Origin of the sequence: Bacteroides sp. 2_2_4, from assembly GCF_000157055.1 — a bacterium.
GTDB classification, from domain to species: domain Bacteria; phylum Bacteroidota; class Bacteroidia; order Bacteroidales; family Bacteroidaceae; genus Bacteroides; species Bacteroides ovatus.
Genome location: NZ_EQ973373.1, coordinates 1 through 22277, shown reverse-complemented (window position 1 = coordinate 22277; position 22277 = coordinate 1). Strand labels below are relative to the sequence as shown.

The 22277-nt window shown below is 42.6% G+C and carries 11 protein-coding genes and 1 pseudogene; 6 read left to right on the top strand and 6 right to left on the bottom strand.

Annotated elements, in window-relative coordinates:
* Window positions 1-10 precede the first annotated feature (10 nt).
* From BSCG_RS02180 to BSCG_RS02195, 5 genes and pseudogenes are all read right to left on the bottom strand, one after another.
* Window positions 11-1144 carry a glycoside hydrolase family 130 protein gene (locus BSCG_RS02180; protein WP_004315047.1) on the bottom strand — a complete coding sequence of 378 codons (1134 nt, stop codon included), beginning with the start codon at window positions 1142-1144 and terminating at the stop codon, window positions 11-13.
* A gap of 176 nt (window positions 1145-1320) precedes the next feature.
* On the bottom strand, window positions 1321-3477 hold the full coding sequence (locus tag BSCG_RS02185; protein WP_008777410.1) for a GH92 family glycosyl hydrolase: 2157 nt from the start codon (window positions 3475-3477) through the stop codon (window positions 1321-1323).
* 29 nt (window positions 3478-3506) lie between these two features.
* A complete protein-coding gene (locus tag BSCG_RS02190) occupies window positions 3507-5780 on the bottom strand; it encodes a GH92 family glycosyl hydrolase (RefSeq protein ID WP_008777409.1) in 2274 nt (757 codons plus the stop codon).
* A gap of 54 nt (window positions 5781-5834) precedes the next feature.
* Window positions 5835-6059: pseudogene (locus tag BSCG_RS30685) on the bottom strand (9-O-acetylesterase); the annotation flags it as partial.
* Entirely contained in the window at window positions 6056-7360 is a 1305-nt protein-coding gene (locus tag BSCG_RS02195) for a DUF5005 domain-containing protein (protein WP_008777407.1), read from the bottom strand. The gene BSCG_RS02195 and the pseudogene BSCG_RS30685, both read right to left, overlap by 4 nt.
* 356 nt (window positions 7361-7716) lie before the next feature.
* Between BSCG_RS02195 and BSCG_RS02200 the strand changes: the two genes are divergently transcribed.
* Genes BSCG_RS02200 through BSCG_RS02225 form a run of 6 tightly spaced genes read left to right on the top strand, consistent with a single transcriptional unit; the run spans window position 7717 to window position 18872 of the window.
* Window positions 7717-9561 carry a RagB/SusD family nutrient uptake outer membrane protein gene (locus tag BSCG_RS02200; RefSeq protein ID WP_032849842.1) on the top strand — a complete coding sequence of 615 codons (1845 nt, stop codon included), beginning with the start codon at window positions 7717-7719 and terminating at the stop codon, window positions 9559-9561.
* Between the two features lie 15 nt (window positions 9562-9576).
* Window positions 9577-10032 (top strand): DUF5004 domain-containing protein, encoded by a 456-nt coding sequence (locus tag BSCG_RS02205; RefSeq protein ID WP_004301484.1) that lies wholly within the window; start codon window positions 9577-9579, stop codon window positions 10030-10032.
* Between the two features lie 15 nt (window positions 10033-10047).
* The gene (locus tag BSCG_RS02210) at window positions 10048-11115 is read left to right on the top strand and encodes a DUF4961 domain-containing protein (protein ID WP_008777404.1); all 1068 of its coding nucleotides are present in this window, start codon (window positions 10048-10050) and stop codon (window positions 11113-11115) included.
* 33 nt (window positions 11116-11148) lie between these two features.
* Window positions 11149-13980, top strand: a complete 2832-nt coding sequence (locus BSCG_RS02215) for a SusC/RagA family TonB-linked outer membrane protein (protein ID WP_032849841.1) — start codon at window positions 11149-11151, stop codon at window positions 13978-13980.
* Window positions 13981-13994: 14 nt separating this feature from the next.
* On the top strand, window positions 13995-15770 hold the full coding sequence (locus BSCG_RS02220; RefSeq protein ID WP_004320977.1) for a RagB/SusD family nutrient uptake outer membrane protein: 1776 nt from the start codon (window positions 13995-13997) through the stop codon (window positions 15768-15770).
* A gap of 6 nt (window positions 15771-15776) precedes the next feature.
* Window positions 15777-18872, top strand: coding sequence for a SusC/RagA family TonB-linked outer membrane protein (locus BSCG_RS02225; RefSeq protein WP_004301480.1), 3096 nt, complete (start codon window positions 15777-15779; stop codon window positions 18870-18872).
* 768 nt (window positions 18873-19640) lie between these two features.
* On the opposite strand, the gene BSCG_RS02235 is transcribed toward BSCG_RS02225, so the two are convergent.
* Window positions 19641-21785, bottom strand: coding sequence for a TIM-barrel domain-containing protein (locus BSCG_RS02235; RefSeq protein WP_008642122.1), 2145 nt, complete (start codon window positions 21783-21785; stop codon window positions 19641-19643).
* Window positions 21786-22277: the final 492 nt, after the last annotated feature.

Sequence of the window (22277 nt, the reverse complement as noted above, 5' to 3'; positions counted from 1 at the left end):
AACGTTTTCTTTATTTTTTGAGAGGATCATATACGGCAACTGCCACGCGTGAATCGGCACAGCCATAATATAAGAACCATTTCTGATTGTAGAATACAAGTCCTTCTATAAATACGGTTCCGGCTGGATATTGTCCGCTCTTTTCAAAGTCTGATTCGGGAATATAGAAAGGTTTATCCAAGCGATCGATTAGTTTAGTAGGATTTTTGGCATCAAATAAGGCTTGTCCGGTGCAATAAGAGTTGGCTGTATACAGTGTGTCTCCTTCTGCGCCCGATTTATTTTTGCCGTTATAAAATAAAAGGATTCCTTTGTCAGTCAGGATGGCAGGAGGACCACATTCGGTCAGGTCACTGTCGAACTTACCTGCGCGGGGAGTCATCACTTTCAGGAATTCTCCATTTTCATCCAACATCGGTTCCCAGTTGACAAGGTCCGTGGAAGTGGATACATTCACAAACTTTTCTCCCCAGTACATCCAGTATTTGCCGTCAATCTTGGCAATCACTTGTTTGCCGTCAATTAATTTGGTTACGATAGAGGCAGATTTGGAAAATTCATCTATGAATCTTCCGTTGTATGCTTTTGCGAAAGCCGGTCCATGTTTTTCCCACGTTTGAAGATCACGCGAGGTGGCCACTGCCAAACGTGCCTGTTTGCGGTTCCATTGTGTGTAATGCATTACGTAAAGCCCGTCTTCTGTTACAGCAACACGTGGGTCTTCGCAACCGCCGGGATTTTCCAGTTCTTTCTGACTATCGTCTGCCGGATAAAATACAGGTACGGACATTCGTTTGAAGTGTAGTCCGTCGTCAGAAGAGGCATATCCCAAACGGGAGGTACGTGATCCGATACCGGTTGCCGAGTTATCTTCAGCCCGGTAGAGGACTACTACTTTTCCATTATAAACAGTAGCAGCGGGATTAAACGTATCACTCGCTTCCCATGCTACTGAATCCTGTCTCATCGGACAATAGAAAAAGGTTGTAGTGTCAGGAGAAATAATCGGATTAATACCTTCCGGACGCTGGAAATCTGCCCATGCCCAATCCGGGAATTCAGATGTCTGCTTCTTCCCGCCACAGGAAGTGACTAATGCGGCAGCCATCAGTAGATAAGCTATGTTTTGTAGTTTTCTTTTCATTTTCACGTTTGATATTATAAATAAGTACTTTTACAAAATAATCTTAGATGGTTAGGAGGCACGGATTACACGGATTTCACGGTTTTTAGAGTGATGAATATATAGAACAACAGCGTTAATCCGTGTAATCCGTGCCTAAATTTATGATATAAACTTATATGCCTCGTTAATTTGCTTTAAGGAAAAGAGGGAGGTGTCACTTTAGTTCCCCACTTCACGTCAGGCTTGGACGAGGTAGTGTATTCTATTGTAGCCCCATTATTCAGTTGGTCCCAATCGATCCATGTACTGTCATACGGTTTACCGTTCAGCTTCATGGACTTGATATAAATATTCTTTTCCGAACCGCCTTTTATCACCATATCCCCTTTCTTCAAATGAATTTTCACGGATGAGAATATCGGAGTGTTCACCGTAAAGCCTCCCACTCCCGGTATTTCGGGATAAAGACCGATACAAGCGAACACATACCAGGCGCCCATCGTCCCTAAATCATCATTGCCCGGCAGACCATCAATTTTACTTGAATATTGTTCATTCAATACACGGTTAATAATCTCCTGTGCTTTATAGGGAGTTCCTACCCAGTTGTATATCCAGGGAATGTGGAAGCTCGGTTCATTGCCGGAAGCGAACCAGGCATCATTATAACCGGCATCCAGACGAGTAAAGAATTCATCCAGACGTTTTTCTGCCGCTGCTTTGCCTCCAATGATTTCTATCAGACCGGCAATGTCGTATGGCACCATCCAGAAATAATTCTTATAGGTCGATTCACGGAAATCTTCAGTCAGTGGTTTCCACGAACCATCCGGATTACGTGATTGCAGCCATCCGGTTTCCGGGTTATACAGATTCTTCCATGAACGTGCGAAATGGAAATAACGCCAGCTTGCAAACTCATCTCCTACGGCATGTAAGGCAAATTGTGCGATTGCAAAATCAGCGGAAGTATATTCTAGTTGTATAGAAGCGTTGTAATATCCTTTATCCAAATACTGTTTCAGTCCCGGACGAGCCTCAACCTCCTGTGACATTGCTCCCGGTTCTTCCGCTCCTTTTCTCATGGTTTTGAAAATCGGTTTCGGGTCATAATTGCGGGCACCAAAAGCGTAAGCATTGGATATCAAGATAGGAGTCGGATCTCCTTGCATCACGCCGGTCTCTATATTAGCCATCACCCAACGCGGGAAAGCACCACCAGCTTCTTCGGCAAACAATTGGTGAGAAATAACAATATCAGAGGCTACTTCAGGATCAAGGATTGATAATAGTTGAATCTGTGTACGATAGGTATCCCAGTTGCTAAAAGAAGTATAGTGCTTGGAACGGGATTTATGCACTTTGAAGTCAGCTCCCATGTATTCTCCGTTCACATCGCTGCATACATTTGGGTGAATGAATGAACGATACAGATGGGTATAAAATTGAGTGGTACGATCCGGATTGCTTCCTTCTACTTCAATCTTACCCAAATAATGATTCCATTTGGATTCTGCCTGATTCTGAATCTGCAGGAAATCCCATCCGGTATTCTCCGCTTTCAGATTCTCGCGTGCATTTTCTACTGATACATAAGAAACCCCAATCTTATATTGGATATTTTTCTTCTTATTTACATCAAAAGTAAAATAGACTCCGGAGTATTCTCCTTCAGCAAAAGTCGTGTTCGGCTTCAGTTCATTTCTTTTCCATGTTCCCGATTCCAACGCATCCGTATCAAACTCTGCTACAAAATAGACTTTATACGGTGTACGGAGTCCACAGAAATTACCACCTTCTGCATATCCTTCACACTTATTCGGTGCAGTAATAACGATGGCGGCCTGCTCTATCGGAGTAGCGGAAATACCTCCACCGATAATTACCGTACCATATTGCTGATCGGCCGGATATTCATAACTCGCCATACCAGTTCTTTCGGTCACAGTCAGTTTAGCTTTGATGTCTTCCTGCACCATTGCCTCATAATAACCTGCATGTCCTTTTTCTTCAGAGATATTGATACGATAGTTGAGAATATTGTCCGGAGACATCTTCAGTTTGCCTTTTACCGGAAAAGTAGGGAAGTTGCCCATGTGTTCGCAACCGCCGCCACTCAATTGGTTGATGACGAATCCGGAACGTTTGGAAAAGTAAGAGGGGGTAAACTGCACCATTCCATAAGGGTAGGTGGCTCCGGGATAAAGATATCCCGAAGTCAGACCCACACCTTTCGTTCCTATCAGGGTATTTACCTGACGGGAATAATTACTCCCGGCGCTCTGCGCCGAGAGACTCCCCCACCCTCCAATCAAAACCAATAATAAACCTGTTAAAACTTTATTTTTCATACTGTATTCTCGTTACACTTTTTAGTTTCTTATTCTTTCGACAAAGAGAAAGGAGCGGCATACTTCGACGTACATCGTTCTTTATTCGGCTGACTCCCCATTTCGAAGCGGATGATTCCTCCGTCTGCTATATCGTCGTATCTGATAAAATTCTTATCCAACACACGTCCATTTAAGGTAGCAGACTGGATATAGAGATTCTCTTTACTATTGTTGTTCGCTTCAATCACGAATTTATTGCCGTTTTCCATCGTTATAGTAGCTTTCTTAAATAACGGACTGCCAATTACATACTCATCCGTACCCGGACAAACGGCATAAATGCCTAATGAGCTCAAGATATACCATGATGACATACCGCCTTGGTCTTCGTCTCCCGGATATCCTCTTTCTGTGGAATTATACAATCTTTCAACGATCTGGCGTACCCAATACTGGGTTTTCCACGGTTGACCGGCATAGCTATACAAATAAGGCATGTGCTGAATCGGCTGATTGCCGTGTGCATATTGTCCCATACCTGCCAGTTCCATTTCTTTCATTTCATGGATCACTCCTCCGTAAGTTCCCGGTTTAATAGTGCTGGGAAGGGCGAATACCGAATCCATTTTGGTCGTAAATCTTTGGTCGCTTCCGAACAAGTCTATTAATCCTTCTACATCATGGAATACGGACCAGGTATAATGCCAAGCATTACCTTCGCAGAAAGGTCCACCCCACTCCAACGGGTCAAACGGTTCCTGCCATTTACCATCGACGCCTTTTCCACGCATAAAACCGATAGACGGATCGAATACGTTTTTATAATTATACATCTGACGGGCAAAGACTTCCTGATAATGTTTGTTTCCAGTCATCTTAGCCAGTTGGTAGCCACAGAAATCATCGTATGCATATTCCATTGTCTGTGCACTCGATCCCATTGATTCCGGATAAGGAACATATCCCAGTTCAAAATATTCTTTCCAGAAACCACGTCCGTTGGCGCCTCCCCAAGGACCTTTATTCATGGCTTCGTGCGCGTATGCTTTTAAAGCTTTCTCCGGATCAAAAGTCCGAATCCCTTTTGCCCACGCATCTGCCAATAATGAAATGGAGTGATTACCCAACATTCCTCCTGTTTCTCCGGGAGCTGACCAGGAAGGTAACCATCCGCATTGTTCTTGTGCGGCAAGCAAGGCATTCATGTAACGTCCCTGCATGGTAGGATGAAGAATATTAGTTAATGGAAATTGAGAACGGAAAGTGTCCCAGAAGCCATTATCTGTATACATATATCCATCATATACTTTGCCGTCATAAGGACTATAATAATAAGGTTCTCCATTCGCTTTACGTTCATAGAATTTGCGTGAGAAGAGATTGGCACGGAACAGGCAGGAGTAGAAAGTCTTCATTTGTTCGTCTGTTCCACCTTCTACCTGGATTCTGTTCAATAATTCATTCCACGTTTTATGTCCACGTATTTTGGTGGCTTCCAAATTCTTATCTTTACCCAGTTCGTCGTTCAATGTAATCACAGCCTGCTCTGCGCTGATATAGGAAGAGGCAGCCTTTGCCTGTACTTTCGATCCTTTCTTAAATTTGATATAAGCACCATAGCCTTTGCCTTCTCCTTCCAACTTTTTAGGATAAATCTCATCTTTCTGATTTTCCCACATACCGTAATCCTCAAATGCTTTGTCGAACTGCACTACAAAGTAACTACGGAATGTCTTAGAGTTATTTACAAAACGTTGGTTATTCACCCAACCGGAGATTTGTCTCTTTGCCGGATCAATCTTGATTTCACTCATATCTGTATATCCGTCAATTACCAGATAGGCGTCTTCGGTAGAGGGATAAGAAAAGCGTAAATGTACACCACGAGTAGTTGGAGCCATCTCGATTGTAATTCCATTATCCAGCATCACTTTATAATAATGCGGCTTGGCTATTTCATTATTATGGCTGAACTTCGTTGCCCGCATCTCCTGATTTACAACTAATTTCCCCACCATCGGCATAAAAGAATACACTGCATAATCACTCATCCACGGACTGCATTGGTGAGACTGGCAGAATCCTCTGATATTATCTACCGCATATTGATATTTCCAGCCTTCTCCATTTTTCCCTGTTTGGGCAGACCACGTATGCATGGCATAAGGCATACCGGTAGTAGGGTATGTATTTCCATAACTTAATCCGAAATGAGAGTCGGTACCTTGCAGTGTATTGACATATTGCACAAGGTCTTTCATTTGGGCATATATACTTGTTGATAAGAAAGAGAAGATTACTAAATAAATGAGCTTGTTCATGGTTATTTTTTATGTGTTACATCTATTTCACTTGGCAAATCGAAACAACTATATCTATTTATTACCATAAGTAATACCCTGCCAGTCATCTGTACGGAAAGGGGACGCCGGAAGGTTAACTCCATTGTATAAATTACAAATTGGATTATCTGCCCAAGCATAACGCACTGCTATTGGGAAAGCAACTTCAGGAGATGAGACGATGATGGAATTACCATCAATCACAGCATCAGCCCAATGAAACTTATGATCAACGCCAGAGATAGTAAATCCTTTTACTCAAGTGGAGCATCGTTATCGTACAATGATTCCCAATTAAATACACGGTAGAAATAAGGACGATAGAAGTCAGCACTACCCGGTGCATTGAAATTATCCCAAAAGTTGGAACAGTCTGTATTGGTAGAGATCACCAATTCACCGGTACGTGATAAAGCCGGATGAATATTTACCATATAAACATGTTGATAACGTTGTTCGCCAATCTTATCAAGAAATTCGGGTAATGTAAAAAGAGTCTTTTGGTCGACAAACGGCCCATAAGGGTGCTTACTACGGAACATCAGCACGTCTCTCCCGAACCACATGGATTGTCCAATCATGTAGTAGGTATCACCTTTTTTAAATACCCAAGGCATAGAGCATGCACTTTCCAAAGGGATAATTGTAGAGTTTTCAGCATCTTGGATTGAGGGGTACTGCGTTGTCCACGAGAAATGTCCTTGCGGATCGGCCACATAATATTCCCACTGGCTGCCAAGGTCGCGTGTAGCGGTACGTGCCACAGCCACCTTATAATTGGAAGTTGTGTAAAGATAGATATGTCCGTCTTCGTCTTCCCACATAGTGTCGCCATAACCTAAAGTGTGGTCGTTAAAATTATCATTACGACTGATAAGTTTCATATAAGTAGCATCACCCGGCTTTCCTTCCAAGCTATAAGTAGCCAAGCAAGTACCAAAGCGGCGCATCAAGTTGTTCGGATCGGTATTATCAACGGCTCCCCACAACATTTGCATCTGATTGTTATATATCGTAGCATCTCCTGCCCAATAAAGATAATCCTGATCGATTTCTCCAGCTTGTATTTTTTCATCCGATAGTGTAGCTTTCGGATGACGAATGTGAGTACGTACCTGATAGTATCTATCCGCATTAGGATCGTTGGTTTGTACGTAATCAGCTAACCAAACAAGATTTTCATCCTTCTCACCAGGTGTTTGTACCATAATACTGTTACGAGGGAAACTACAATTACCTCGTGAACGATTTTCATTGATTACGCCATAGAAGCTATCATTGAACGACCAAAATATATTCCCGTCAGGCAAACCAGTGGTGAACACACCGTCTCCTCCATTCCAGCCCAACGACCGAGTGAAAAGGGCATTGTATTTCAAGTCTTTGTAGACGAACACTTTCCAATATTGTCCTGATCGATTTGGCATTAGTTCGAGATTCCATTCGGAATCAATTTGAGGCATCTTCACTTCTGAATTGCCGTAATAAGGTTCTTGCTGGTCACCACATGCTCCTCCAGCGAGGAGTGCGATACTTAGGATAAGATGAATTGGTTTCATGTTTAATAAGATATTTAAGATTATTTAATTTGTTTCTGCACCTGTAAAGCCGATAATACAAGCCATAAAGGTTGACAAAAAGATGCGTCTCATAATGTTATACTATTAGAGTTTAGGATAAAGACGATTCAGGAATGAAAAACCACTAATTCGGATAACTCTTTCTTTAGATGTATTTGATTTACTATCATTGCTCGAATAATACAATGACCTTTTTACTGAATAATAATACGTGAAAAAAAATATTGTGTTTAGTGGTGTATATCTTGTCAATCGTCTTAATACAAATTCAAGTCGTGAATTAGTCTCGGCTTATTGGCTTTAAATTGTTTAATTTTAATTTTATAAGTTTTACTATGAAATTGTACATGAAATCATTAACGCTACTCCTATTTTTAGGAACAGTTGCGTCCTGTAATGACAGTTTCCTCGATCAAACCCAAACTTCGGATTTAAATCGTGAGACCGTTTTTGCAGATAGTACGTATACCGCCAACTTCCTAACCGGAATTTATACCGACATCGGGTTTGATATCAACTACAACCGATGGACATACCTTTTGGCTAATGGTGGTGGGCTGCAAAGCGCTTGTGACGAAGCTGAATTTTATCCTTCGTCAACCATCTGGACAAACATGATGTTTGCTACCGGTACGGTTAATCCGGTTACGGTGAGTGATGACGCATGGTCGAAATGCTACACCAACATTCGTCGGTGCAACGTATTCCTCGCCAATATCGACCGATCACCGATGGTACAGAGCCAGAAAGCTCAATACATATCCGAAGCACTTTTCTTGCGTGCCTGGTACTACTTCATTCTGATGAAACACTACGGCGGTGTACCAATTATTGGTAATAATGTATATGATGCTACTTCGACAATGAAAACCTCGCGTAATACATGGGCAGAATGTGTAGAGTATGTGACCCATCAATGTGACTCTATCGTCCAACTCAATGTACTTCCCGTGAGACGAACTGGTCAAGAAAACGGTCGTGCCTCATCGGCAGCGGCATTGGGTCTTAAAGCCCGTGTCTGCCTCTATGCAGCCAGTCCATTATTCAATGGAAGTGATTTCGCTCCTACCGATACCAAAGAATTAGTAGGCTATCCCTCTTATGATAAAGAACGTTGGAAAACGGCAATGGATGCTGCCCGCGCAGTAATCAACCTAGGAACCTATAATCTCTTTATTAGAAGTAAAGATTTGAACGGCAAAGCCGAACCTGGTTTCGGATTCTACGTCGTATTCCAAGCCGGTGATACACGAAATGCCAATTTGACCGATGATGATGGTAAAAACAATAACGGAGCCTTTGCCGGCAATATCCTCGACCGTAAGTATCAACGTGAGTCTGGACATGAAGCTGCTTACTATCCCCCTAGTGGCAGTCACTCCGGAACACGCCACGGCGGGTACATATACAAAGAACTGGCAGATGCCTTCCCTATGATTGACGGTAAACCGATTAACAATAGCCAATACACATTCGATCCTTTGAATCCCGCCAAAAATCGCGACCCACGTTTCAACAACACTGTGATTTATGACGGTGCATTAGTTCCTGCCGACGATACTTACAGTGCTACCACAGTTGTTAACACATGGATTGGCGTAGGGCAGACAAGCGATGCCGTATACCAAGGCACTGCCACCGGTTTCTATGTACGCAAGGGATGTGATCGCTTATGTAAAGGTAGTACATGGAACCCAAGCCGTCACAACGATTCACTAATACGTTACGCCGACATTTTACTGATGTATGCTGAAGCAGCCAATGAATATCATGGTCCCGATTTCGAAGAAACACTAGGCGGGCAACAACTCGGTTGCTATCCTATATTAAAACTCATTCGCAAGCGTGCCGGCATCGAGCCCGGTGCAGATGGTATGTATGGACTTGAAAAGAATATGACACAAAAACAGATGCGCCAAGCCATTCAGGAAGAACGCCGCCTTGAATTTGCTTTTGAAGGACATCGCTTCTTTGATGTACGCCGCTGGATGATTGCTCCACAAACCGAAAGCAAAACCATGCATGGCATTGAAATCACTCGCGCCACTGACGGAACAAAGACTTGGAAAGAATTTGATGTACGCACGCATGTATGGCGTCCGGCTATGTACTTCTTCCCAATTCCTTACAATGAAACGGTGAAATCGAAAGATTTGCTACAGAATCCCTACTATAACTAATAAAATACCCAAAATATGAAACATAGCATACATTTGGCGGCAATAGCCTTGCTGACTACTCTGCTTGTGACATCGTGTGATACGTTCTCTGCTCCTGCTGATCCTGACAAAAACACGGAGCAGGTCAAAGACATATCAGGCACGTGGCAACTCACCACAGTGAGCCGCAACAGTAATGATATTACCGAGACCATGGACTTCAGCCAGTTCCAAATTGACCTGAAGAAAGATGGTAAGTACACAATTGAAAACTATCTGCCTTTTGTGGTACGCCACAATGGCACGTGGAAAGTTGACGATATCTATTATCCTTTTCGCCTCTATTTCACAGAAGATGGAGCCACGGAGCAGGCCAGTACCGATATCCTATTCCCCATTACCAATGGCGAACGTAACATCGTGATTACTCATAGCCCCGGATGTGGTTCGAATACCTACACCTATGTATTCAAGAAAATATCAGAAAACTAAAAATCATAACGCTTTATGAAAAAGAAATTAATCAGCTTGCTTCAACGCAAACGGCACATCGTAGCGTTATCAACTATACTTATGACTTTTGTCGTTATGAGTTGCCTCTTTATCGATTCTGTCGATATAACCCAAATGATAGACGGAAAAGCCGTAAACTATGCAAAAGCCGGAACGACTGCCACTTTCAAAATGCATGGACACATTAAGGTTGAAGGAGACCCACGCAATGACAAACGACTTGTTTTCGGTTTCTTGGCTCCTAAAAGTTGGAATCTGGCACAAAATGCCAGAGTTTCATATATAGAAGATACATTTGATCCGAATATAGGTGAGCAAAACATGACACTTATACCATCGACCGAACAGCCTAGCAATAAACCAGGATTGTCATGGTCGGCCGCTCTCATGCAAGAATACGGTGTAGGTACCAATATTCTGGAAGATATGGAATGGGCAGCCTATTGGACAAAACCCTATAACGGCGTTGCAGGGGAGATTCATTTTACAATCTATGTCCGTGTACCGGTAGGAAACAAAAATCTGCGTTTTAAGCCATCATTCTTTATTAACAGTACTGACGATAACTTCAGTACAAGTGCAGATGCAAAGAAATGTGAGGAAGCCGGATGTTTTGAGGTAGTAGAAGGTGAAGGACTTGTTACTGACTTCTGTAGCGAACACTTCAACAAAACTACTCCATTGACAGCATTGCAAAACGATTTTGTTACCTTTAGCTTCATAGGAGGCATGGACGAGGATAATGCACTTGTCAAGGCCGATAAGATCTATTTTGAAGGAACGGCGGTAGGTAGCGACGGACACCGTTATACCGTAAATGAGAAAAGTGACAAGACCCTGATGAAACGAGAGAATCAGTATACAAAAACATACAATATCACATTTTGGCCGGAAGGGTTCTTCAATGTACCTGAAGGAACAGAGCTTGTAAATATTGAATATGCCTTCACCAATGCCGATGGATCTATCTCCATTACACAGTCTGATGATGACTTCGTAATGTTAAATATACCTCTCCCTCCGCAGAAGGAACCATTCATATATACGTTCTATTGCGAGTGATAACCTTATATTCTACTGATAATGAAACAGAATATGTATAAAATAATAACGACGGGACTACTATGTGTAGCTGCCGTCGCACTAAAGGCACAAGATGCACCGGCAGACAGTGTGGCGCACACTAAAAGTAATACCCTAGGAGCATCTTCGACGGTTTATACCAACGACTTGGTAAAATATCAGTCGGCTACCATCCTTACCGGATTGCAAGGACGATTGAAAGGTCTTAATGTATCGCCTTTCCGTGGCATGCAACTGTTACGGACTGAGGCCAATACCAAATCCGATATAGTAGGAGCTATTCCTAATGTAGGTGGAGGTATCTACGGAGATAATTCGGAATTTCTCATTTCAGCACGCGGACAGTCACCTATAGCCATTGTCGACGGTGTGGAACGTGACCTGTATTCCATAGATCCCGAAGCCATTGAATCGGTTACCATTCAAAAGGATGCTCTTTCCAATATGTTTTTAGGAATGCGCAGTTCACGTGGTGCATTGATTATCACTACCAAAAATCCTGATGCAAAAGGTGGTTTCCATCTCTCACTCACCGGAAAGTTTGGTATATCCAGTGCATTGAAATCCGGTCCAAATCCACTTTCGGCTTATCAATATGCTTATTTGCTCAACGAAGCATTGCTTAATGATGGCAAGTCACCGCTCTATACGTATGATGATTTTGAAGCCTATCGCAATGGAACTTCCCCTTATCTGCATCCCGACGTAAATTGGAAAGATGCTATTATGAACAATTCTACTACGTCGCAAGCCTATAACCTGAATGTAACAGGTGGCGGACGAGTGGCTCAATACTTTGTAAGTTTGGGATATTACAGCGAAAACGGATTGTTCAAGACGAGCGATGCTAATAGCTACAACACCAATTTCAAGTACAACCGGTATCTCATCACATCGAAGGTAAACATCAACGTGACAGATGAATTTAAGGTAAGCATGTCTTTAATGGGACGTATAGAAGAAGGAAACCAACCTGGAGGTATTTCGGGGACAGGATACAGCGACCTTTTGAGCAACGTATGGCAGACTCCCAACAATGCTTATCCCGTCTTAAATCCCAACGGTACGTATGGTGGTAACGCTTCGTATACCCAAAATCTCTATGCACAGACCACTGGTTCGGGATATATCTCAAGCAATACCCGCGACGTCGTAGGAACCATTAATTTGAAATATGACTTCGATAAATTGGTGAGAGGACTTTCCGTTGGTGCAACGGGAAACATCTCATCGCAAGTGCGCAATGCTATCGTTCGTACCAAACAGGCACAAGTATTTCAATACAGCATAACCCAACAAGGCAACGAGGCTTATGACAAGTATGGAGATGTGAGTTCACAAACCAACAGTTACCGTTCAGTATCGACGTACCAATATATGTATGGCAAAATGTATGTAGACTGGGAACGCCAATTCGGTATGCATGGTGTAAAAGCTTCACTTTGGGGCGATACACGTACTATACTCAACAACTACGACCTGCCTATGATTCCGTCGAACATCGGACAGAAAGTTGAATACAATTACGATAACAAATACTTCGCGCAAGCAGCCGTAACGGAAAGTTATTACAACCGCTATGACAATGGACGTCGCTGGGGAACATTCTGGGCAGTAGGTCTGGGTTGGGATATCAGCAAAGAGAAGTTTATGGAGGCATCGAAGATAGACCAACTCAAGTTACGTGCCACATACGGTCATACAGGAAACGGAATCGACAATGCCGGTTACTTCAGCTATTTAAAGAGATACAATGAAGATGGCGGATTCTGGTATAGCAACGGTACATCCATGAGCAACGGAGGTTCAGTGTCAGAAATATCCCCATTGGCTAATACCCTCCTGACATGGGAAAAAGGAAGGAAGGTCAATGTAGGTTTAGATTTAACCTTGTTAAAGAATCGTTTGACTCTCTCGGCCGACTATTACAATGACTACTACTATGACATATTGCAATCACGTGGTAAGAGCATCGAATTGCTGGGTATTGCTTATCCGGCAGAAAATATCGGAAAAACACGTTACTACGGATTGGAAACACAACTTAGCTGGCAAGATCACATCGGTAAGGTGAACTATTATGTATCAGCCAACTGGAGTATGGAACAGAACAAACGGTTGTTCATGGACGAGCAATACGTACCTTACGACTATCTGAAAATGACAGGTCAACCCACCGGTACCATCTACGGATTGGTAGCTACCGGATTCCTCACAGCTAAAGACATAGCCGATGGTTATCCCGTAATGAACGGCTTCAACAATATTCAAGCGGGTGACGTGAAATACAAAGACATGAACGGTGACGGCGAAATCAACGAATTCGACCGTACTGTGATTGGTGGCGACAAACCGACTTGCTATTTTGGTATTGATTTAGGCTTTGAATGGAAAGGGTTGGAAGTTACAGCACTTATCCAAGGTGCTTACAACCGCGACTTATATAATAGCGACCGCACGTTGCTCGAAGGATTCCAAGTGATCGGACAAAGCTACGGACAAGCTTACACCAATTTGCTGAATCGTTGGACACCCGAAACTGCTGAAACAGCTACGTATCCGAGACTGACTGCCGGAGGCAATATGTACAACTACGGAAACAACTGGAACTCTTCACTCTTTGTACAGAACGGAAACTACATTCGTCTCAAGAACGCCACCGTATCGTACAAACTACCCGAAAACTTCTGCCGTAATTACTTAGGCGGACTGCGCGTGAAAATATTTGTACAGGGACAAAATTTACTCACATGGTCACGTACCCGCTTGCAAGACCCTGAAGTTACCTTCACCAGCTATCCGTTACAGCGCACCATTACGACTGGAATCAATCTTAACTTCTAATAAAAATGATGGATATGAAACAAAATAAATATGGCACATGGGCAGTAGGAGCATTTATGCTGTTATTGAGTGCTGCCGCATGTACAGACAGTTATGAGAGTACGCCTGTAGATATGTTTACAGAAGATTACCTCTTCTCGAAGACCGACTCCAACGGAACTGTAGTACGTAAATACCTCAACCGCATCTACTATTACATGCGTAATGGACACAACGGCGTAAATGGTGACTACCTGGATGCCGCTTCCGACGATGCGCTCTCTGTTATTTCGTCCGAGTCCGATGTATACAAACTGGCCATCGGACGTTACAGTGCCTCCAATTTTATTAACTCGGATATGATTTGGAGCGACCCTTATTTGGTGATTCGCCGCGTGAACATTCTGTTGAGTGGCATTGACGTAGTACCTTTCAACACTACTTACACTGATGCACTCGGTAATACACGCAGGCTCAATGATTCTATGAAAGCCGAAGCCCGGTTCCTGCGTGCTTACTTCTATTTTGAATTGGTGAAGCGCTACGGTGGAGTGCCCATTATCGGTGATAAAGTGTACGAATTGAACGAAAACATCGAATTGCCACGTAGCACGTTCGAGCAATGTATCAAGTATATTGTAAGTGAGCTTGACGATATCAAAGATGACCTTCGTTCGCTGCCACTACCTGACGCCGCCGCTAGCGCACACGTAGTAAACACACAGGCTGCCCAGGCACTGAAGATTCGTGTATTGCTCTATGCAGCAAGTCCGTTATTCAACGAAAAGCCCATTGAATCTGGTAATGAGTTGATAGGATATGCCTCTTATGATCGCGAACGTTGGAAAATAGCAGCCGATGCCGCCCGCAACTTTATTAACACGTACGGAACAGGTGACGGAGCTATCATGGGACTTGACGATAATTTCAAAAATGTATTTACCAATTGGTATTCAAACGAACATAAAGAAGTTATCTTCTTCCGTGAAAACGCAATGGATAAGACGGTGGAAACAGCTAACGGTCCATTGGGACTTAGCGGTGCCAAACAAGGAAACGGCCGCACCAATCCCACACAGAATTTAGTCGATGCCTTTTTAATGAAAGACGGTCACTTTATCAATGATAAAGGTAAATATGAATACAATGAACAGCTTCCTTACGCACAACGTGATCCACGTTTGGAATATACCATTATACACAATGGTTCGTCATGGGTGAACTCTACGATGGAAACATGGCAGGGTGGAGCCAATAATCCTCTTGGTTCGTCGTACTCGCTCACGAGTTATTACATGCGCAAGTTTATGGGTGATTTCGAAGCAGCCAACGAATATCAAGACACACAACACAACTGGGTGATGTTCCGTTACGCCGAAATACTTCTGAACTTTGCCGAAGCCGAAAACGAATATTTGTCTACTCCTTCACAAGCTGTATATGATGCTATCATCGCCCTGCGCCGACGTGCAGGTATCGAACCTGGTGAAAAGAATTTGTATGGACTAACAACCAATGAGCAGACACACAATTTGACGCAAGCCGAAATGCGCAAAGTGATTCAGAATGAACGCCGCATTGAATTGGCTTTTGAAGAGCATCGCTATTGGGACATTCGTCGTTGGCGACTTGCCGAACAGGTCTATGCACAGCCTATTCAAGGAATGTACATCACTAAATCACAGACTTCCACGACCTATGTTCCGCAAGCTGTACTCAATGTACAATGGGACAATAAACGTTATTTCTATCCGATTCCTTATTCGGAAGTAATAAAAAATAAGAATATGGTTCAAAACCCTAATTGGTAATATCTTATGAAAAGAGTAATTATAACATTCTTGTGCCTCCTCTGCATTGTACAGGCATACTCCCAATCGTTTACGATAAGCGGTACCATTATTGATGGGGAAAGCAACGAACCGCTTATCGGAGCTGGTATTCTGGTAAAGGGAGCCGGAAGGGGTACCATCACCAATATAGATGGAAAATATTCGCTGGAAGTGAAACGTGGCGAAACATTGGTATTTTCGTTTGTGGGCTATCAAAATCAGGAAGTCGCAATAACAAATCAGCGCACACTGAATATCGCATTAAGGGTTTCCGAAGCCAACAACCTGAACGAAGTTGTTATCACAGGTCGCGGCAGCGCGAAACGTATCACTTTGACCGGTGCCGTGAGCGGTATTCAAGCCAACGAATTACGTAGAGTTCCTACAAGTAGCTTACAGAATACATTATCGGGTAAACTGCCCGGCTTCTTCAGTCAGCAACGTTCCGGTCAGCCGGGAAAAGATGCTTCCGACTTCTTTATCCGTGGTGTCAGTTCCTTGAATGAGGACGGTAACAAGCCACTTATTATGGTTGATGATGTGGAATACAGTTACGAACAGCTGTCGCAAATCAATGTCAATGAGATTGAAAGCATATCTATTTTGAAAGATGCATCAACGACTGCTATTTATGGTATCAAGGGTGCTAACGGTGTGTTGGTAGTCAAGACACGTCGCGGTGAAGAAGGAAAACCTGTGATCCATGTGCGTGCAGAAGCCGGCGGTCAGATACCTGTCCGTAAACCCAACTTCTTAGACTCATACAACACCGCCCTGTTAGTCAACGAGGCACGTACTAACGATGGTTTGACTAAAATGTTTACACAACATGATTTGGAACTGTTTAAAGACGGTTCCGACCCATACGGACATCCTAATGTAAACTGGTACGACGAAGTGTTCAAAAAATCGGCTATGCAGTCGAACATCAATGTCGACGTATCGGGTGGTACCAAACGTTTGAAATACTTCGTATCCGGGGGGTATTTCTCACAAGGTGGTTTGGTTCGTAACTTTGCTAAAGCGGATGACGATGTGAATACCGGCTATTTTTACCGCCGTTTTGACTACCGTACCAACTTGGACTTTACTGTTACTGATAATCTGACTATGCGTCTGGACTTCAGTTCGCGCTTCATGAACATCAACGAACCGAGTAGTCTGAATGCTACAGGCGAGATTTACAATTTCACCGCCATGCACCCCTATTCGGCACCGGTACTCAATCCGGACGGATCGTATGCTTATCTTTCAGATGTGGACGGTTACGGACCTACATTGAATGCACGTTTGGCTAACGAAGGTTACACGCGTACACGCCGTAACGATAACAACATTCTCTACGGTGTGAACTGGAAGATGGATTGGCTCACCAAAGGATTGTCAGCCAATGCTCGTATTGCTTACTCTACCATTGACGAAGTCTTCCGCAAAGTAAACCGTGGAAAAGATGCGTACCCTACCTACCACTACGATCCTACTACGGATCAGTATAACATCAACCCCAACCGTAAATATGCTTATTCACAGTATGCTCTGACGGCCGGAACCAACCAGGCTGTGAAAAATCTGGATGTTCAGGCCTCCATCAACTATGCACGCATATTCAATGGAATACATGACGTTAGTGCCACGTTGCTGTATAGCCGCCAAAGCCGTACCGTAGAAAAAAATCCAGACGATACAGGAGAAAAGATTCCCGAAAACTTTCAGGGTCTTACCGCTACCGTAGGTTACAAATATAAAGATAAATATCTGGTCGACTTCAATGTTGCATACAACGGTACCGACCGTTTTGCCGAAGGACACCGCTACGGAATATTCCCTGCTATTGGTGTGGGTTGGCGTATCTCCGAAGAATCGTTCTTCAAGGATAACATATCTTTCATCCAACTATTGAAAATCAGAGCTTCGTATGGTATTGTAGGTTCGGACGTAGCTATGGGTAACCGCTACCTTTACAACCAGATATATACAGCAACTGATAATGCTTATAATTTCGGACAAAGCGATGTCACTTCCACTGCTATTACGGAAGGTGACCTTGGTAATAGCAGTGTGACATGGGAAGAAGCCAAGAAGTTTGATATAGGTCTCGACTTCAATGCATTCGACCGCTTCTCATTTACTTTCGACTGGTTCTATGACAAACGATACAATCAGCTTGTGAAACGCAATGACATACCGCAGATCTTAGGTGTGGGTACTTCACCTATCAACGTGGCACGCACCAGCAATATGGGTTTCGACGGACAGATTGGTTATCAAGACCGTTTCGGTGAGTTCAACTTCAATACCAACTTCGTATTCTCGTATGCTAAGAATAAGGTAGAATTTAATGCCGAAGCACAACAAAGATACGATTGGTTGTCGGCAACAGGTCGTCCTATCGGTCAACCATTCGGTTACACTTGGATAGGTTATTATACACCTGAAGAAGTGGACTTGATTCATGCAGGAGCCGCAAATGCACCGGCTGTGCCCAATACCGACGTTCCTATCCAAGCCGGTGACTTGAAATACAAAGATTTGAACGGAGACGGTGTTATCAACGACTTCGACAAGGGAGCTATTGGTAAGCCAAACTTACCCAACACCACGTTGGGATGGACAATCGGTGGTTCGTGGAAAGGATTGTCAGTGAGCGTACTCTTCCAAGGTTCGTTCAACTACAGTTTCTCGGTAAACGGCACAGGTATCGAACCTTTCAAGAGTCAATTCCAACCTCTACACCAGAAACGCTGGACATTAGAACGCTACCTGAACGGTGAAGCCATCGAATTTCCGCGCTTAACAAGCAATCCGTCGACTGTAAACAGCGCAGCAGCGTATATGTCCGACTTTTGGTTGATTGATGCTTGGTACATCCGCTTGAAAACCATCGACGTCTCCTATCAAGTGCCCACAAAAGTGTTGCCTTCATGGCTTACAAACCTCCGTGTCTACCTCAATGCTTACAATATGTTTACATGGACAAGTTTTGATAAGTATCAACAAGACCCGGAAATCAAGTCCAACTCCGCCGGTGATGCATACATGAACCAGCGCGTGTTTAACTTAGGAGTACAACTTACATTTTAATAAACCGATAAATACTCATAATAGTATTGATGTAGAAAGGGGATGCGTCCATGTGATGCATCCCCTTTTTACTTTCTGATAAGAGTATGATATATAGCCAGAAAAGCGACATATAATATCCTATTCAAACGGGTAAACCTTCCAATGCAATCTGGCTAGATCGTTCCTGATAAACTTACGTCATAATCTAGTTTCAGTCGTTTTAGTATTGTTCACAAACTCCTTGATAGAAGAAGATAGCAACCAAAAGCGAATTACAATATCCCCTACAGAGAGAGATTTAAGATAAGGAGGAGGAGTACTTTCAATACTTTCAGTCTCTTTGCGTTTGCCGGTGGATCTATATATCCAGTGTGGTGTAGATATATAATCACCATACTGGATATATATACCTGACACGTAGTCTAAAGAATACAGAGCGGAAGCCTGGCAACGCTGAAATACAGGCTTAGAATCATTGATATGCAGGATGAGAATCATTAACACGTCAGGTGAGTAAAACAGAGCCTCTGTTTAAGTGAAACGAAGCCTGCATTTCACTTAAACAGAGGCTCTATTGAACGAATATAGAGGCTCTAAAAAAGAGACTGAACTCATCTCTCTTTTTTGCTTTCGGTTCGCTTTCAGTCAACAACCTTTTTTACTGATGTTTTTGACTGGAAGCTATTTTTAGTAATCACATTTGGATTATAAGGATGAAGTTTAGTTCTAAACAGTACAAAAAGAAGATGGTTAAATAAACGAACTCCTCATTTATTGTATTCTCCTTTACAATTTCACTGTAATGCCTTTAGCTATATCACCAGAAGATTTATAAGTATGACCAGCATGCAATACTTCTACCTTTATCATTCCAAAATCAATTTGGTCTTCCCCTTTATCTTCTGTCACTTTTACAATAAGATGATGCCCGTCTACTAACTCTGCTTTAAAAGTTAGCTGTTTATAATCTCCTTTCTGAAATCCCCATCCATCTCCTTTGTCCCAATACAAAGAGCCTTCCGCTTTGCCATCCTCATCCGGGCAAACAACTAAAGTCAATGGGTCGAATGAATTTTCATTCACATTCTGAATTATTTTGCCTACTGGAATAATAGAACCACCTCTCACTTTTAATTTAGCCTGATATTTACCTTTTGTATCTCCTTTAACCAAAGATAAATTTTCCCAAATTCCTTTGGGTAGAGAAGGATTCTTTGCAAATGCAGGAATTATCAACAGGTCTGTCCCCAACATGAAAGCTTGCTCTTCAGCACGCAAACTTTCATCTTTCGGATCGGCAAAGAAAACCGGAGCCATCACAGGCTGTCCATCTTTATGAGCCACATGAAAAGCAGTGTAGAGATAAGGCAGCAAACGGTAACGACGTTCTAATGCCATGCGTGATTCCTTTTCTATATCTTTAGTAAATGCCCACGGTTCCTTGTTATTTGTATCACAGGAAGCATGTCCTCTGGAAAAAGGGAAAAATGCACCGAAGCCTAACCAGTTTCCCCACAAATCGGGAGTCGTATTCCCAGCAAATCCACCTATATCCGGACCATTGAAAGGCTGACCGGACAACCCCAATGTAATAGACATCGGTACAGAAAGTTTCATGTGTTCATAAGTAGCTTCGTTATCGCCCGTCCACATGGCTGCATAACGCTGTCCGCCAATAATATTGGAGCGGGAAAGAAGAAATGGACGTTTGCTTGGATTAGCAGCCATCATGCCATTATAAGAAGCTTCGACCATCAGACGACCATAAGCGTTATGATACATTAAATGGCTACCAATAGGTAAATTGCCTCCTCCTAAATGAATATTGTTCTCCGGCATCGTTCCCCCAGGACCATCAAATACAGACGGTTCATTCATATCATTCCAAATGCCATCTATTCCATTAGCCATAAAGTCTTTATAAAGTCCGGACCACCAAGTGCGCGTCTCCGGACGGGTAAAGTCAGGAAATGCGCAAGCACCCGGCCATACTTTCCCGTGAAACTCATTACGATAGATATCACAAACAAAAGCATTTTGCTCTTTTCCGGTTTTATACACAAAATAGTTATCATCCACTTTTACGCCTGGATCTATCATATACACGGAATGGAATCCATTATCATGCAGATACTTATTCATGCGCTTCGGATCGGGAAAATCCCTGTTATTAATCGTGAATACACGGAATTCATCCATATAGTTGATATCAAACCATATTACATCGCACGGTATCTTCTTTTCACGAAAAGTATTGGCAACTTCTTTCACTCTAGCTTCCGGCACGTAAGAAAAACGAGACTGATGATAACCGATTGCCCATCTGGGAGGCATACTTATAGTACCGGTCAATTCGGCAAGTCCTTTTAATACAGCTTGCGGAGATTCACGATCTATGATATAAGTACGAAAAGGTGCTCCTTCAGTATTAAATTCAATTTTATCTGAATTAGTAATCAATTCAGCCTTCCAAAAACTATCAAACAATACGCCAAACGCTGTCCCGTCCGGACGAACACCCAATACCCACGGATGCGTTTGATACAGACGTGAGCCACCATCAACCCGATACATACCATTATCCGTATTCCACATTTTAATCTTTTGCCCATTACGCAGCAACGGACCGGTCACTTCACCACCTCCATACAGACTTGTTCCGGCTGGAACATCCAATGAGGCATTTGCCTTGCCATCAGTCATCGTAAATTGAGGAACTAATTTCCAGTTTTCCGGTACTTCACCTTTCTTTTCCGGTTCATGGGAGAGAATTAATGAAGGCGTACGGGAAACATCATACCCTACGGGGATAAATTCTACAATTCCATTTCCTACCAGTGTTACTTTTTCTGTTTTTATATTACCTGCCCAAGCTACCTGAGCCGTAAAGAAGAAAACAGCCATTTGCAATAACGATATTCTTTTTCTCATTTAAATATTATTTTAGTTATTAGTTCCGCCAACGGATTTTAGTCTGGCAATTTCATTATCAAAAGCTTGGAAAACAGTCCTCATGATATCATATTTTCATTCTGGTCAAACAGGATTTCCAGCAACTCCTCCGGTCACTCATAAAAGAAGAATAAACAGACCGGAGGAATATTGTGGAATTTCAAACACCAATCCTAACTTTTTACCTATATCTATTGAACTTTATACTATGAACGTTTGAAATTTAAGAAACCACTAAAGAGAAATTTAAAAAGAATCATATAAAAATAATAATCAAGGCGATTAACTTCAAGTCCATTCACTGGACAATTTTCCTAAAGTTAATTTTGTTTCTGCACAGACTTAAATTAAATGATAATTTAGTTTATTACGGTGCGTTTTTAAATGTATCAATAAAAAATTCAGCAGCCTCTAGAGAAGATTTTTGGTTCTTCGTCAAATTTGGTGGTAATCTCTTTTTTATTTCAACTG